Source organism: Paenibacillus sp. Z3-2 (assembly GCF_054161325.1).
In genome coordinates this window covers 5,357,942-5,373,681 of the sequence record NZ_CP096397.1, presented here as the reverse complement: position 1 = coordinate 5,373,681, position 15,740 = coordinate 5,357,942, and the positions used below count along the sequence as shown (strand labels likewise).

The 15,740-nt window shown below is 38.1% G+C and carries 19 protein-coding genes and 1 pseudogene; 16 read left to right on the top strand and 4 right to left on the bottom strand.

What is annotated here, in order from left to right; all coding sequences use genetic code 11:
* Positions 1-20: 20 nt before the first annotated feature.
* The 6 genes from M1D71_RS24015 (at position 21) to M1D71_RS23990 (ending at position 4,057) form a co-directional block, all read left to right on the top strand.
* Positions 21-494, top strand: coding sequence for an ASCH domain-containing protein (locus M1D71_RS24015; protein WP_458123991.1), 474 nt, complete (start codon positions 21-23; stop codon positions 492-494).
* Positions 495-634: 140 nt separating this feature from the next.
* Positions 635-961, top strand: coding sequence for a MazG nucleotide pyrophosphohydrolase domain-containing protein (locus M1D71_RS24010; protein ID WP_458123990.1), 327 nt, complete (start codon positions 635-637; stop codon positions 959-961).
* 14 nt (positions 962-975) lie between these two features.
* Positions 976-1,557, top strand: coding sequence for an LOG family protein (locus M1D71_RS24005; protein ID WP_458123989.1), 582 nt, complete (start codon positions 976-978; stop codon positions 1,555-1,557).
* Between the two features lie 87 nt (positions 1,558-1,644).
* Positions 1,645-3,005, top strand: a protein-coding gene (locus M1D71_RS24000) for an IS3 family transposase (protein WP_458123988.1) whose coding sequence is annotated in 2 segments (ribosomal slippage) — positions 1,645-2,101 and positions 2,101-3,005 — 1,362 coding nt in all. Because the reading frame shifts where the segments join, the coding sequence is not laid out codon by codon here.
* 254 nt (positions 3,006-3,259) lie between these two features.
* On the top strand, positions 3,260-3,796 hold the full coding sequence (locus tag M1D71_RS23995; protein WP_458123987.1) for a helicase: 537 nt from the start codon (positions 3,260-3,262) through the stop codon (positions 3,794-3,796).
* A 198-nt stretch (positions 3,797-3,994) separates the two neighbouring features.
* The gene (locus tag M1D71_RS23990; RefSeq protein WP_458127337.1) at positions 3,995-4,057 is read left to right on the top strand and encodes a hypothetical protein; all 63 of its coding nucleotides are present in this window, start codon (positions 3,995-3,997) and stop codon (positions 4,055-4,057) included.
* Positions 4,058-4,404: 347 nt separating this feature from the next.
* Here M1D71_RS23990 and M1D71_RS23985 read toward each other — a convergent pair whose 3' ends face one another.
* The 3 genes from M1D71_RS23985 to M1D71_RS23975 form a co-directional block, all read right to left on the bottom strand.
* Complete coding sequence (locus M1D71_RS23985) at positions 4,405-4,983, bottom strand: dihydrofolate reductase family protein (RefSeq protein WP_458123986.1); 579 nt, start codon at positions 4,981-4,983, stop codon at positions 4,405-4,407.
* 133 nt (positions 4,984-5,116) lie between these two features.
* Positions 5,117-5,386, bottom strand: a complete 270-nt coding sequence (locus M1D71_RS23980; protein ID WP_458123985.1) for a hypothetical protein — start codon at positions 5,384-5,386, stop codon at positions 5,117-5,119.
* 246 nt (positions 5,387-5,632) lie between these two features.
* Positions 5,633-5,977, bottom strand: coding sequence for a metalloregulator ArsR/SmtB family transcription factor (locus M1D71_RS23975; protein ID WP_458123984.1), 345 nt, complete (start codon positions 5,975-5,977; stop codon positions 5,633-5,635).
* A gap of 381 nt (positions 5,978-6,358) precedes the next feature.
* Between M1D71_RS23975 and M1D71_RS23970 the strand changes: the two genes are divergently transcribed.
* Positions 6,359-7,795 (top strand): stalk domain-containing protein, encoded by a 1,437-nt coding sequence (locus M1D71_RS23970; RefSeq protein ID WP_458127336.1) that lies wholly within the window; start codon positions 6,359-6,361, stop codon positions 7,793-7,795.
* A gap of 275 nt (positions 7,796-8,070) precedes the next feature.
* Entirely contained in the window at positions 8,071-8,961 is an 891-nt protein-coding gene (locus tag M1D71_RS23965; protein WP_458123983.1) for an AraC family transcriptional regulator, read from the top strand.
* A gap of 275 nt (positions 8,962-9,236) precedes the next feature.
* On the opposite strand, the pseudogene M1D71_RS23960 reads toward M1D71_RS23965, so the two are convergent.
* Positions 9,237-9,640, bottom strand: a pseudogene (locus M1D71_RS23960) (VOC family protein).
* A 390-nt stretch (positions 9,641-10,030) separates the two neighbouring features.
* Here M1D71_RS23960 and M1D71_RS23955 point away from each other — a divergent pair.
* The 8 genes from M1D71_RS23955 (at position 10,031) to M1D71_RS23920 (ending at position 15,722) form a co-directional block, all read left to right on the top strand.
* Positions 10,031-10,243, top strand: a complete 213-nt coding sequence (locus tag M1D71_RS23955) for a nucleoside deaminase (RefSeq protein WP_458123982.1) — start codon at positions 10,031-10,033, stop codon at positions 10,241-10,243.
* 61 nt (positions 10,244-10,304) lie between these two features.
* Positions 10,305-10,472, top strand: a complete 168-nt coding sequence (locus M1D71_RS23950; RefSeq protein WP_458123981.1) for a hypothetical protein — start codon at positions 10,305-10,307, stop codon at positions 10,470-10,472.
* A gap of 363 nt (positions 10,473-10,835) precedes the next feature.
* Positions 10,836-11,207, top strand: a complete 372-nt coding sequence (locus tag M1D71_RS23945) for an RNA polymerase sigma factor (protein WP_458123980.1) — start codon at positions 10,836-10,838, stop codon at positions 11,205-11,207.
* A 46-nt stretch (positions 11,208-11,253) separates the two neighbouring features.
* Positions 11,254-11,508 (top strand): hypothetical protein, encoded by a 255-nt coding sequence (locus tag M1D71_RS23940; protein ID WP_458123979.1) that lies wholly within the window; start codon positions 11,254-11,256, stop codon positions 11,506-11,508.
* A 101-nt stretch (positions 11,509-11,609) separates the two neighbouring features.
* The gene (locus M1D71_RS23935) at positions 11,610-12,059 is read left to right on the top strand and encodes a hypothetical protein (protein WP_458123978.1); all 450 of its coding nucleotides are present in this window, start codon (positions 11,610-11,612) and stop codon (positions 12,057-12,059) included.
* 729 nt (positions 12,060-12,788) lie between these two features.
* Positions 12,789-13,478 (top strand): hypothetical protein, encoded by a 690-nt coding sequence (locus M1D71_RS23930; RefSeq protein ID WP_458123977.1) that lies wholly within the window; start codon positions 12,789-12,791, stop codon positions 13,476-13,478.
* A gap of 65 nt (positions 13,479-13,543) precedes the next feature.
* Complete coding sequence (locus M1D71_RS23925) at positions 13,544-15,265, top strand: hypothetical protein (protein WP_458123976.1); 1,722 nt, start codon at positions 13,544-13,546, stop codon at positions 15,263-15,265.
* A gap of 43 nt (positions 15,266-15,308) precedes the next feature.
* A complete protein-coding gene (locus tag M1D71_RS23920) occupies positions 15,309-15,722 on the top strand; it encodes a hypothetical protein (RefSeq protein WP_458123975.1) in 414 nt (137 codons plus the stop codon).
* Positions 15,723-15,740: the final 18 nt, after the last annotated feature.

Here is a 15,740-nt window from a genome sequence, read left to right as displayed (position 1 = left end):
CACAACAGGGGGAGAACATCATGACAAAAAACGTAATTGAACAATATTGGAAGTTGTATGCTCAAAAAGAAAACCTGAATTTAGAAGTTCCTGCGGCTGGGATGTTTGGAGATGGTTCTAAGGAGATGGGCGATGCGTTAGCGAAGCTTGTTGTTGACGGCATAAAAACAGCAACATGTGCTGCATATTGTGTATATGAGTTTGAAAACGAGGAGCCACCTAAACAGGGGCAATACAATATTGTATTAGACGGAAGCAATCAACCTGCAGCCACTATTCAATACACCAATGTTGAACTACTCAAAATGAATGAAGTGAATGCTGAATTTGCGAAAAATGAAGGTGAAGGTGATTTGAGTTATACATACTGGTATGAAGAGCACGTCAAATTTTTTACGTGGGAGCTTAGTTTATACAATCTTACTTTTAGTGATGATTTAATGTTGGTATGTCAAACTTTTCGAGTCGTTGATACTTTTGTACCAAGATATTAAACTAACGGGCAGGTTAGTTCAATCATTAAGCCCACAGAATGCAACCAAGGAAATTGACTAAATAGATTGTTAAATTTAAATATGGTATTATTATTTTCGGACTTTTGAGATCGTGTAATCTTATTATATCGGAGGGAAACATGGATATAATTGAATTTCAACAATGGGTGAAGGAGTATTACAAGTACCGTAACTGGTCAGACTTGGATATCTTTGTCCGTATCGGATTTCTTGCTGAGGAAACCGGAGAAGTAGCTCGTGCAATTCGTGCACTAGAGATTGGTAGAGATCGTCCAGATGAGATTGCAGGCACTTTTCAAGAAAATAAATCTGAATTAACAGAAGAACTTGGAGATGTTTTAGGGAATCTCATTGTGATCGCAAATAAATATGATATATCACTTGAAGATATCCTGATATCGCATAAACAAAAGCTTCAGGCGCGTTACTCAGAAAATTTAAAGTAAACGGGGGATGGGTTATGAAATCAATCGCTGTATTTTGTGGTTCTAGTGAAGGAGCTTCTTCAATTTATAAAGATAGCGCAGTTAAATTAGGCCAACAGCTTGCCAAACACCAAATCACTCTAATTTACGGTGGAGCTAATGTCGGACTTATGGGAATTGTTGCTGATACTGTACTGGAATATGGAGGTTCTGTTATTGGAGTACTCCCTGAATTTCTCCAAAATCGTGAGATAGCGCATACAGGCTTAACAGAGCTGATAATGGTGGATTCCATGCATGAGCGTAAAGCAAAGATGGCTGAATTGGCAGACGGATTTATTGCTCTTCCTGGTGGACCTGGAACATTAGAAGAATATCTTGAGATCTTTACATGGGGCCAGTTAGGATTACATCAAAAACCATGTGGATTGCTGAATATCAATCAATATTTTGATCCACTTGTATCCATGTTTGATACTATGGAACGCGACCATTTCATGCAGTCGAAATATCGTGCTATGGTCATTACAGATGATACTCCGGAAGGGATTCTTAAGCAGTTCTCGAGATATAAAGCTCCTTCAGTCAAAACGTATCTCACCGAACAGCACACTTGAAAAAAAAATGGAACAGCCCATTTAAGTAAAGGCAGCCTGAACTGCACCCCATTTGTTAGACACACTAACAATGGAGGTGCAGTTTTTTTGCCTAAATTCAGTTTAAATGAGAAATTGAAAGCCATTCATAGATATCAGAATGGTGCTGAAGGAGTCAAAAGTATTGCAAAATCATTACGGATAAATCATGAAACTTTACGTATGTGGATTAGGCAATACGAATATCACGGCGTCAAAGCTTTTGAAAAGAGCTATACAGCTTACACTAAGACATTTAAACTAGACGTACTCACCTATATGAACGAGAATGGGACGTCTCCAAATGAAGCTGCGGTCATATTCAATATACCCTCTCCTGGGATTATTAGAAAATGGCGTATTCAATTCAATGAGGATGGAATGGACGGCCTGAAATCAAAGAAAAAGGGGCGTCCACTCATGAAAAATACGAACAAAAATATGACGAAGAAGCTAGAACCTGCCGATGAATCAGTCGAAGTTCTACAAGCTGAATTAGAACGTTTACGTATGGAAAACGCTTATTTAAAAAAGTTGAATGCCTTAGTTCAAAACAAGGAAAAATCACCAAACAAGACAAAGCGCAAGTAGTCTACGAATTAAGGCTTGAATTCCCGGTGGTTGCATTGCTAGCGTTCGCTGAAGTCCCACGTAGCACCTTCTATTACTGGGTGAAACAGTTTGACAAGCCCGATCTAGACGCAGACCTGAAACTCCTTATTCAATCCATTTACGAGGAACATCAGGGGCGTTATGGCTATCGTCGTATCCGTGATGAACTAGTTAATCGTGAACACCGAGTTAACCATAAAAAAGTACAGCGTATCATGAAAGAATTAGGCCTGAAATCAGTAGTGCGTATAAAAAAATATCGTTCCTATAAAGGAACAGTGGGTAAAATTGCACCAAACGTACTGGATCGTAACTTTCAGGCAGAAAAACCAAATGAGAAATGGGTTACCGATATTACGGAATTTAAGTTGTTTGGAGAAAAACTTTATCTATCACCTGTTCTAGATTTATTTAACGGTGAAATTATCACTTACACAGTAGGATCTCGCCCTACTTATTCATTAGTCTCCGACATGCTAAATAAAGCTTTTAAACGCTTATCCAATGAGGATAAGCTCCTCCTGCATTCGGATCAGGGCTGGCACTACCAGATGAAGCAGTATCAACATGCTTTGAAGGAACGGGCGATAATCCAGAGCATGTCACGCAAAGGAAATTGCTACGATAATGCAGTAATGGAGAACTTCTTTGGCATTATGAAGTCAGAATTTCTCTATCATAATGAGTTTGAAAGTGTAGATGACTTCAAGCAAGAACTAGCACGATACATCGATTACTACAATCACAAACGCATCAAGTCAAAATTAAAAGGCATGAGCCCGGTACAATACCGAGTTCATGCCAAACAGGTTGCATAATAATATTTGTCTAACTTTAAGGGGTCACTTCACCTAACTACGGCTGCCTTTTTCATTAAGCTAACGGATAATTGTGCTAACGGGATACCTTAGTTCAATAATATAAAGAAATCAGCTGGTCAATGTGATTAGCTGATTTTGATCATAACGGAGTTCAGGTTCAACAAGGAAACGTATGTGGAAGTCTAGAATATTTAAATTCAATATGTTATATCGGTTTTAAGCCCAACCCAATATGTTAGGAGTGATTACGAATGCTTATCGAAAATGAGAAATACCCCAATTGTGAAATGATTAAGAGGACAGTACAGGTTGGCGGACTTACAAAAACACAACTTAACCAGAAATTGCAGCAGAACTCTATCTTGATGAATGAATTAGGAGAGGCACTAATAGCCGATGATAAATTTACAACTTCTGATACGAAGTGCAGTCTGCAGGCCGTAGAATTAACCGTTAAAAAACTCGGTTTTCCTGATGGAGCTACTACGAGTCAGATCTTTGAAAGAGCAAGTGAATTAGATTTGGAATTGTGCCCGCTAGAGCTAGGGCCTCATCTAAGACTAGTGTATCTTGATCAGCCTGAAGGTTATTCGGGAAATCCTATTCAGCCACATAGAGCTCCAGTGGGCTCCATCACAATTGCATCGGAGATACTAACTGAAGACGAAGATTTCCCAAAAGGGTTTTATCTTAGACGAATTAACGGTGTTTTATGGTTACGTGGATACCGTGCTGATCATCTGCACGTTTGGAATCCTGATGATCAATTTATCTTTAGTGAAACGTGAAGTTCTCAAATATCGACACAGTTATATTTATTCAACAAACGGGAAACGATAGCTCAATAACATAGAAAGCAGCTGATCAACGTGATCGGCTGCTTTTGTTCAAGTAACGGGCAGGTTAGTATAATAAGCGGTGTTTGCTTATGATCAAAGAAAACAAAAGTATCTGTTAAGAATACATGGAACTTCCCGTCAGGGAGAATCGAATATGGTGAAAATATTCTAGAGGCGGCACGTGGAAAAGCAAAAGAAGAGACCAGCTAACGACGTTAAACTTAAAGCCACTACAGGTATTTATAACTTCATTAGTAGTACAAATCACCAGGTTATTTTATTTCATTTTATTGCTGAAATCATCGGTCGTTCTCCAGTTAGATACAATGGAGATCATTGATTCGAAATGGATAGCGCCTGCATGGAGAATATGGTTTAAACTAACGGCAGATCAGTTAGATGAGGTCTGACGATGTGGCGGTGGATCTTAAAGATTACTCGTAGACAGGAAGTGTCACTATTCGGGATTTTTGCTAAGGGCGTTTTCGGAAATTACCGGTAAGTATCCCGAATATTGACCGCCGATTTTGAACATGAATGGAACTAGCGTTACTTGATCACTTACTGATCTCATAACAAAGTCTCATAGAACCGCTCGATTCATAAAGCTGTGTTCTAATGAGCTTCATGTCATATCTTACTGAAATACAATCAAGGTATCGCTTACCGCTCACGAGAATAATAGGGTGGATAATCATATTAATTTCATCAACAAGACCTGCGTTTAGTAAACTCTGTACCAGGCCAGCACTACCCGGAACAATGATCGTACCTTCAATATCGTTCTTAAGCGCAGCTACAAGTTCGTTTAAGTCACCGGCTAGAAGTGAAATTGTGTCGCTGTAGTCCCCCCATTGTAATTCCGTTACCTCGCGATTACTCGTGGCGACATACTTGAGAGTCTTGTTCATTGCTTCGGCAAACTCTCCATCCTGGAATGGCCAAAAGCTCGCAAGACCTTCGTAATTAACCCGCCCCATCAAGATTGCATCAGCTTTCTGGAACATCATTAGATTGTCGGTGGTGGAGTCAATAATTCCGGGCATTGCCCAGCTCACCATGTTGTTCTCGTCACCTTGCGGTCCTGTATAGATTCCATCCAAAGTACAGCTAACCGATGCAATAATTTTACCCATCTAATTCGCCTCGATTCTTTTTTGATAATGTTACCTTTTTTAGATTATAAAAGCACTGCAGAAACACAAACTTCATTGATCTCGGCCGCTTGAGATCCCTCATGACTTGCGAGTGAGACCAATGAATTTTTGATTAGAATTCATTCAAATTTTCCGCAAGCTTATCTAAAGACTGATTCATCCCTATGATGGCGTTTTTCAGCATCTCTCCGGCCGTCCAACCGTACTCCATAATGTTAAACTCAGTTCGTTCACCCTTAGCGATGAATTCAATAACGAACTCGATAATCCGTGGAAAATCCGACGGGACGCCCGTTTGAACTGGATCGAGGGCGTTTCCGTCTCGGTTGGATAAGTATGAAGTGAATTCAAGCCGTTCCATCTGCATGATTTTCTTATACACGCTGCCGTGTACGACTCCATGCCGCCGTATGTATCCGGAGCGCGCATACAGAACACGTATTTCCCGCCTTCACGAAAATCAATCTCGCATCGAGGCGAAATATAGTTCTTTGGCCCCCACCATTTCATGACAAGCGTCGGATCCGTCTAAGCCTTCCAAAATAGTTCCACCGGATAATCATACTCGCGCGTAATGACCATATCGTGCTTGTTAGGATTTGCATTCACCGGACAATTCTCCTATTCTTTATGGTTGATTTTCAGCTTTTTCGATTTCAGCCTTCAACACATCATCGAGTGTGTCCAGTCGGCTGCTCCAACGCTGTTTCATGTTATGGACCCATTCTTCTAATTCAACCATTACATGAGTATTTAAGCGATATATGCGCTGTTGCGCTTTTTTCTCCACGTGCACCAACCCGGCTTCGCGAAGAATTTTTAAATGCTGAGAAATAGGCTGCGGGCTGAACTGGAATTGATTGTGAATGTCCGATGCTGGGTATCCGTCGTGGCTCGCCAACATTTCCAAAATTTTACGTCTTGTAGGATCAGCTAAAGCCGAGAATATATCTGCCGGAATATATCGTTTCACTCTCCTTTCAAAATCTTTATTCGTATTGTTTATTTTTTCATCAAAATTTGGTTTAAACCATTCGCTTAATAAAGTGAATATTTAATTAATTGAACGGTTGATAAGTATTAAAATTATCGACTTTGTTACTTGGAATACTGCTCTATTAAGCGGTGACTGTTCATTTACGTTAACGGAAAACGTTAAGTCAATATAAAAGAGGTCTATTGATCAACTCGTTGTTACGTGGTTCATTATTTCACTTGTTAACCCTGATTGATTTCTGGGACCGAAGATTCAATCAGAAAAAAATGTATAGTTGTAACAAATCCCTTTCCTCAAACGTTAACTTGATCAGAATGACTTGAAATTTTTCGGAAAGGGGATGGTTTTGTGTCTTACATGAGAACACATAGGTGTGTAAAATCCACATTAATAAGTTTGTTGATCACAATGACTATTTTCTTCATGCCCAATGTCTTGCACGCTACTGAATACTCTAGTCAGAATCAGAAGCTTCTATCTGATATTACTGCGATCGCCGCAGGAGAATGGGCCGTTTATGCAGTTAAAAAGGACGGTTCAGTTTGGGTATGGGGTGGTACGCGAAATAGTGGTTTAATTGGTAATGGTTACACGGTTCCGTCTGAGTCTCCAGTGCAAATGAAGATTGATGGTGTAGTCGATGTCGCAAGTGGAACAAAACATGCACTTATCTTAAAAAAAGATGGCACTGTTTGGGCAACTGGCTCAAATGTTGATGGGCAACTTGGACTTGATATTGCATCAGATGAAACAGTACTGGAACCTGTAGAGGTAGAAGGTTTGAGTAATATAAAAGCCATCGTAGCCGAAGGTAATCAGAGCCTTGCGCTTCAAGCAGACGGTACAGTATGGCAATGGGGGAGGACAGACCGAATTAATACTCCTTCCTTTAAACCTATAAAGATAGAAGAGTTTCCTTTAGGTATGTCAATTGCAACGGGTTATGGTTCAGCGATGATGCTTGATATCGAAGGAAATGTACATGTTTGGGGGACTATGCTTTACGAAACAAACCCAGACAAACTAAGGAAGCCGACAATAATAAGTGGGTTGATGAAGTCTACAGAGATTGTAACATTAGGACAGAGAGCTGCTGCTCTAACAGAAGACGGTACTTTGTGGACGTGGAACAACTCGAAGCTATATCCTACTCCTGGAAAACTGCTGAGTCCATCCAAAGTACTCGGTGCGGATGGAGTCCAGCAAGTGGCTGGCGGTACCGGGACTTTTTTTAGCCTAATTAAAGATGATGGCACAGTATGGATGTGGGACAGTTACTTGGATAAGCCTAGATACACGGCAGTACAAGTACCGGGAATTAATAATGCTGTGGACATTGCAAACAGTCAGTTTCAGGGTCAGTATGCATTACTTGAAAACGGAACTGTATTGAAATGGACCGTAGATCCGCTTGGCAAAACATCCGAACCTGAGCCTATTAAAGCACCCATCAACGTGCAGTTAAATGATGAGACACTAAGTTTGGTTGTACCACCGATCATAGTAAATAATATTAGCTATGTACCACTGCGCGGAGTTTTTGAACACATTGGAGCTACAATTGAATGGGATCAAGGTAGCTTCACTAGTGTAATTAAGAAAGATGATATTATCATTGAAATTCATGCTCCGTCAGAGGGAATTCAAGTGAATGGTAATCCTCTACGGGATGAGTTAAGACCGAAGATCATCAATTATGTTACGATGGTGCCAATTCGCTTCATCTCTGAAACATTAGGGGCGGAAGTTAAATGGATATCCGATAATAATACGATTCATATCAGTATCCCGTAGGAAGCTTATTAACTCTGAATTAGACTGCTAACTAAAACAGGCTGCCTTAGTCATAGACGTTGAGCGGGCTGCTTTTTTCATTCAGCTAACGGGCAGGTTAGTATAAAAGACTATCTCTCAACGTACCGAAAAACTTACTTTAATAAGTTCATCTTTGCGCTATATAATTAATTATTAGAAAACGACTTGAATTCTCCAATGAAACTTGATTGTGCACAAATAGTTGCGATATGAAAACGTAGTAAAGCTATACTTCTGTTAAGAGGAGGGATCAGATGGATTGGCTTATGAGGATGAATCGAGCATTGGATTACATCGAATTGAATCTAACTGGAAAGATCGAATTGAAGGAAGTTGCTCAATGTGCTTGTTGTTCTTCACATCAGTTCCAGAGAATGTTCTCATTCATTACAGATGTGTCTCTTGCGGAATATATAAGGAGAAGAAGGCTTACTCTCGCTGCAATTGAATTGCAGAATAGTGATCTGAGAGTTGTTGACATTGCTATAAAGTATGGTTATGAATCTCCAGTTTCATTCGCAAGGGCTTTTCAATTGTTGCATGGTGTTAATCCAGCAATGGCTCGAGAAGAAGGGACTTCCCTCAAAGCCTTTCCTCGGCTTTCCTTCTTTATTTCAATTAAAGGGGAAAAGGCTATGAACTATCGTATTGAGACAAAAGAATCCTTTCAAGTATTCGGAATCGAAAAAATATTTCAATTAAAAGGAGTAGATACTCCAGCAGAATTATGGAAGCAAAGCCATGCTAACGGCGAGGTTGAAAGACTTGCGGACAATGCAGGAGACCTACCAACGTTTTTAAATCAGGACTATCATAAAATACATGCTGTTTGTAGCTACAAAAAAACAGATGAGGATAGTTTTCCTTATATGCTGTCCGCATTTAAAGGGGATTCAAGTAAAACTGAGGGGTACACAAATATAACAATACCAGCTCAAACATGGGCGATTTTTTCCTCTGATCCGTTCACATGGGACAAATTTGATGAAACAATTGAGACATTATATAAACGGTTCTTCTCCGAATGGCTTCCTACTGCTGGATACGAACAGGTCGATGGGATGGAATTTGAAATTACAGGAGGTAAAGACGGGCTTAATTTCGTTGAACTATGGTTTGCAGTAAGGAAAATAAATGAGTTGTGATTGTTTCATAACATCTTCTTCTTTGAATATACTTAAAACGGATAGAGTAGTTTGCAATTGGCAACTGCTCTATTTTTCGTTAAGCTAACGTAGAAACGATAGCACAATTACAAACAGGTTGCCAGCACCTGTGAGATCGCGAAATAGATCCATTACTCGATAATTAATGAAGAACCTAGATATAATGAAGAGACCATAGCTCGTCGCTATGGTCTCTTTATGCTTTCAGTAACATTGCTAATTACGAAATTCGCCTCACTGACTTCAACTGTCCGTCAACGCCTACCGCTGAACCGTTTGATTGCTTCCTCGGTCACCGGCGCGAAGAGGTTAACAAGGTTACCGTCGGGATCGCGAAACAGAACGGCACGGTTCCCCCACGGCATCGTAGTAGGTTCCTTTACCCACTCGTCGATAAACGGCTTCAAACGCTCGTATTCGGCATCGACATCATGGACGCGGAACTCGATAATGACAGTGTGATTGTCGGCCGCCACTGCGGAACCATCACCGAACAGTTGCGCCGTCTGGGAGTGGCCGATCGCCAGAGTGCACGATGGCATAACGAATTCGGCAAAGACGGGCGCGGGGCGTTCCGCCGAAACACCCGTGATTTTCTCATAGAACTCGATGAGACGATCTACGTCGTCGGTAATAATGGTACAGAAGAAAAATTCACGAGATACCATCCTTCCCATAATAAGTGATATAACGTATCGTATCATTTTGAACCAAAATACTTCGCATTTATCTCCTACTCCTTTACGATTACTTACTCCGACTATACAAAAACACTACTGACAACAGTATGTCAGTAGCGTTTTATGAAGAAACCCGGCTTTTATTTATGAATGGGGGGATACCAGAAGAGAATCCTGACTGGGAACGCTTCCAACCCCGAGGACAGGAACATGTACTGAATGTCGAATAGACATATACTTTGATCGCTTTAAGCTAACGGGCGGTTAACGTAGCATAATCGAAAAAATTAGCATTATGGGAGAAGGAGTAGCAGTATATTTCTGGAATATACTATTATTGGGAATTACTGAGATGGGATGTGTATAAGATGGACAAACATTACGAAAACCTTTTGTTAGCTTTTGAAGAAGCAGAAAAGGCTAGAGATGAAGGTACTTTTCCTATCGGTGCAATTATTGTTGATGCAAATGGTTCAGTTGTAAGCCGGGGTAGGAACAGAGTTTTTTCAAGCTGTGATTCTACAGCTCACGCCGAAGTGGACGCTATAAGAAAAGCTGGAAATTGTGATACTTCATCTTGAGAGCAAGAAATTTATTCCTAAGAACGAACTTACCTTATATACTACCTGTGAGCCTTGTCCCATGTGCACAGGTACAATCGTGTTGTCTTTGATTAAAAAAGTGGTTTGGGCTGCAAATGATAAGGATATAGGTGCATTTAAAAAATTCAAGGAATCAAATAGCGAATTACCTATTTATAATGATCTGTTATACGACATCGAGTTTGTTGCACCCCTTACAGAGATTTAGAATTGAGACAAAGAAAAATGTTAGCAGAATGGAACAACAGCCGTGGGTATACCGATAATCATTGGAATGATGAATTAGTAAATGAAACTGTAAATAAATGAAACTTTGCACCTGATGTATTAAGCTAAGGGGGAACGTTTGTTCAATCAACATCATCTTGGAGCAGTTTGCTGTGTTGGCTCTGCTCCATTTTTACATTCTTTTTTTGTTTGCTTAGAGTTTATATCTGCCTAGTTCTGTAAGTAAGTAGTTGAGCAAACCATAATCCTGAAAAAGGTTGAATACATAATTATTTTACATTTACGTGGCCTTCTGACTGTCTCTGGTGTCTAATTCAATGTAAATCAAGAGGAGGTTCTTACCATGTCAGGAGCTCATGACACAAATCCTGTTTATCCGGATAAACAGGAACGTATCACCAACTTTGAAATGACTTATGAGCTGTATCGTCAAAGAATCTGTAAGTACTTTTCGTTGAAGTTGAATCCGATGGTTGCAGATGATTTGACTCAACAGGTTTTTTTAAAAGCTGTCGAGAATCTTCACCGATTTCAAGGTAAATCAAATTTATTCACGTGGATATTCAACATTGCTCAGAATACAGTGAAAAACGAATATCGAAGGTTATCGGAAAAAAAGAATCTCCGTTTGATTTTACGGGACATGAATCACAGTCGATCTCCCTTGAATTTACGAAGTATGTTGATTTTCGAATTGATATTGGAGTTGCGCTAAAAAAGCTAGATGAAAGGACCAAGAAATCATTGCATTACGCTTTTTTGTGGACTGCACATTGCTTGAAATTTCTAAGATCGTAGGGATGCGTGAAAGTGCAGTGAAAAACAGACTTTACAGGGCTTTGGAAAAACTTGAAAAGGAACTGAAAGAATGGGGAGGCGTTACGATCATGTATATTCAAGATTTGATTTCAATTGTTAATAAGGGTGAAAACGAGGGTTTAAATAACCGGCTAAATAAGGGACACCATGATCTGTTCAATGAACTAAGTGTGATCATATTGAACGAATCTCGTTAAAGTACAATTATCATCCATCACGAAAAGTAACTATTGAAGTATATCCTGATCTGCCATCGTTTCACCAAGCGGTCGGAGAAGCAGATGCTCCGAATTGGTTCATGGGTACCTATGAAGGAAGTATTCTTAAGATTGTATCTCCATTAAATCCAGGACCGGAGCATACCTATCAATCAATTCTCAAAGGAACAGTTCATTTGTTCACCATGTGGCTAATAAGTGAAATCAATCCGAAGGCTCCAAAATGGATAAAGCAGGGGATTGGTGGATATGAAGCCAAACTGATGACTCAGGACTATATTGAAGGTACTACGAAAGAGGCTATTCAACATTTAGCAATCCCAACGTTCGAACAATTAGATAATGATACGTGGGATTTCGATACGATGAAGGGTTTTCAGTTCTCATACCTATTCGTGGAGTTTGTTGTTCAACAGTATGGAATAGATCCGTTAAATCAATTGATCCGTAATCCTCAGGATTTTAATGGCATTTTTCAATGTTCTGAGAAGGAATTGCATCAGAAGATGGTTGAATCTATAAGTAAGTAAGTGTATGTTGCCCGGGGGATGAACCGGGCTTTTTTTTAACGTGATTACAGCTATGGTAAATGTACTCTATTAATAAATTGGATTATTTTTTATATTTTATGTAAAAAAGTGTTGTATACGGATCTTATCATGATTTATTTTCGAGGCGGTTTTGTTATGGTCAAATACTAGTATCAAAATTTAACATAGCCTAGATTTTAAATAATGCACCCACATCCCTTGCAGCTTCAGCTTCCGATACTTGAAATGCTCCTTGAAAATCAGTGGCATCGCGCATGAATTTGTTGAGCGCATATAAACTGTATGAATGGGTGAGATATTATACTTTCAAGTGCGAGAATCCATATCCCCTATCTTCTCGAAATCCCAGGTAACATTAGTTAATGCTTGAAAGCTAGGGACAGTGTTATTTGGTATTGATTCGGGAATCATCAAATCGAGTATGTCTAGATTCGTAGGTACAGTTTCAAGTATAGAACCTCACTAAAAATCCTCCTAAATTACACATGGATCACACAACTGTTTATTATTATTATGGGGAAATATGATAATTAATTTTATTGAATTTCTTGAAAAGTGAGAGAATGCTTTATTAATTGTGAAATCTACTTCATTGTATCAATATTAATCAGTTAATTAGTAAATTAAATGTAAAATTATTACTTTACATATTTTTGAAAATAGTACATAATAAAAATTGTTATAAATAATAAATTTGGAGGTTTTTAGATGAAAAAGAAAATTATAGCTGTTTCTATGATTCTAGCTTTAGCTGTGCCATTTTCAACTGCACAAGCATCCAGTGGAGAGAACAATTGGGATAACGTACTTAAGGAGACTTCTAGCGGACAATATGTCGCTGCTAAAGAGGACGTGACATTCCAAGAGGCACTAACAGCAATACAAGAAATACAAGCTCAGAATCATGCAGAGCGTCTTGAAAAAGACCAAGAAAGATTAATGGAATTGGGACTTGAAGGTTCTGAACCAATTAAAAGTGGCGAACTTCAACGACCGGGTACACCTGAAGGGTCAATTAGTATTATGTCAGGAGAAATTCAGGGTACAACCCGAACCTACATAAACCAATATGGTTTCCAAGGAATTAGCATTCAAGCAAGTACCAATTGGAGCAATTATGCAACTTATTCTTCGTGGGACTACTCCACTGTCGGCTGGGCCAGACCAGGCTTTTCAAGCGCTAAAGTGAGCACAACAATGGGACTTTACGGCTTAACTACTGCTTGGCCACCCGTATACAAAGAATATCCACATGAAAGTAATTGGGTACAAAACGGAACGATTGCTTCAATATCTGGAGATGATTGGGGTTTTGGTATATGGGGAGCAGCTTCGGCCTCTTCATCTATGACAGCGGCTCCACAGGGTAGCGGTAGTTTTCATACTTTTGACTATTAATATTTGAAAATAAGCTAGTGGTTTTTATTACCGCTAGCTTTTATTACTTAAGGAGATTGAAGTGAATGCGAAAATTACTGATATTACTGGTTTGTATATTAATAGTATCTGGATGTAGTTATGAAAAATCAGAAAATGAAGTAGTTGATCTGGAGGATGAAACTTCTAATAAAACTGTTGCTTGGTTAAATCAAACCAAGAGCTTCCTAAATAAATCTTATACTCAGGTAGACAAGGTTGGTGGATATAATGATATTTCTAAATTATATAGAATAAAAGAAAAAGAGAAAATTGATCTGAGCAACTCGGCATGGAATATAAAATCCTTGTCGTTCTTAGAGTTTAAACCGGAACTTGATATAGCTCAAAAAGAAAATCTTGAAAAGTTATTGAAATTAGAATTTAAAGAAAATAGTGATCAGTCACTTAAACTATACAATTATTGGACGATGTCTGTGATTTACAATGGACTAAGTCTAGATTTTCCGAACGATTTTAAAGAAGAAATATTGCAATATGTAGATGGTAAAACAGATAACAATGGCTTCTTTCTTCCTGATGAAGGACCATTTGATTCAGCTGACTCAACACTAATTTCCATACGTTTACGAAAAGAATTATCTGAGCCTTTTGACCTTAATTTTAATTTTCTTTCTAAACAGATAGATCAAACAATTAAACTCAATGATCAGCACAATAAATTGATATCCTATGCTATGATACTTTTTGAATCTAATGGTAAAGATAAAATTGATAAAACAGTATATCGTGATTTAGTCAATCATTACACCAAAAAAATAAAAAAATGGAATTTCAATACTAACGGAAATATAGATGAACTATACTTACATCTCATTGTTGCAAAACAATTCAACATTAATTTTGACATACCTTTAGAGGTGACTAATCGGTTTAAAACAATAATTGAACAGCAGATAAATTACAATCAACATCCTGATGGATCCTTAACATATGAGTTACTTTCAATTCTTCCTGAGGAGTCCCTGATTGCTAATCGAGATAAGTTTACTGAGTTTATTCTTCAAATGAGGTCTGAAAATTTGTTGTGGAATCGATCATTATTGCGTGATCCGAATCTTAAGGATACTCAATATGCTAGCGTTATTTCTTCCATTGTTTCTCCGCAACAGTCAGTAGAAGAAATGAAATCTATCTTAAATCTGTATCTTCAAGAGAGTAATAGTGATTTTATGGAAGTGAGTAAATTACCATCACTACTATCTATTTTTTATACACTTAAAGATTTTGGTATTATCCTTGAAAATGATAAAATTAACATTTATGATTATTTTAATGAAATTTCAGTCCTTCCTGTTGAGCAAGAAGCGCAATTGCTTGTTGATTTGTATGAAGTCTACAAGATAAATAATATCTCGGTAAACGGTGAATTAACTAAAATAAATAATGATATTCTTTTAAAGATAGATGATTTAGAGAAAGTAACTGTAGACATGAAGACAATGTCAGGATTTATGTTAGCTTATTTCCTTGAAGGCAAAGACAATCCTTCATTATTTCAAAAAATAATGGATAAGTATAAAAACAAGGACGGGTACTCTTTTAACTTGAATTCAGATCATTCAGATCTATTAGGAAACTATTATGCAAATTTTATTTTGGGTGACTTGGGTATCACAGAGGTGAATTACAACATATTAAACTTTAGAACTGATTATGGATATAGTCTGTATAATTCTTATGAAGATATCTCTAACCTTCAACTAACGTACTATGGGCTGTTGCTGGAAAATAAACTAAGCAAATAGGATTATGATGATAAGACTCCTGTTGAGAGGAAGTGTAAGTTTAGTGAGAAGAAAGTCAATTGTTATTATCGTTGTTATCTTATTTGTAGTTTTAGCTGTTTTCTATGTAACAGAAAGGTTTGATGCAGTTGTGAATAATAGCCAAATCGTACAAAACTATGATGAAGAAAGTGAGATATATAAAGCAACGGTAACCTTTCAATTGTTTAATCTTAAAGAGGTTAGCAATTTAAAAGTTATGGTTTTATATCCAGACAACACGATTGAATACCATGATGTTTCTTCATCTGGCAACAATTATACTCTAAATGTAACAAAAGATTTAGCGGGCATGTCAATGGCACAAAGTAAATATACTGCACCTGAGTTCCTTATATCATGGATTGTAGGTAATAAGAAAAATATTAAGTATGTCTATTCTGGAGTAGAAGAAACTGAGTTACTACTGAACAATTAAACGATTAATAACCTCCGG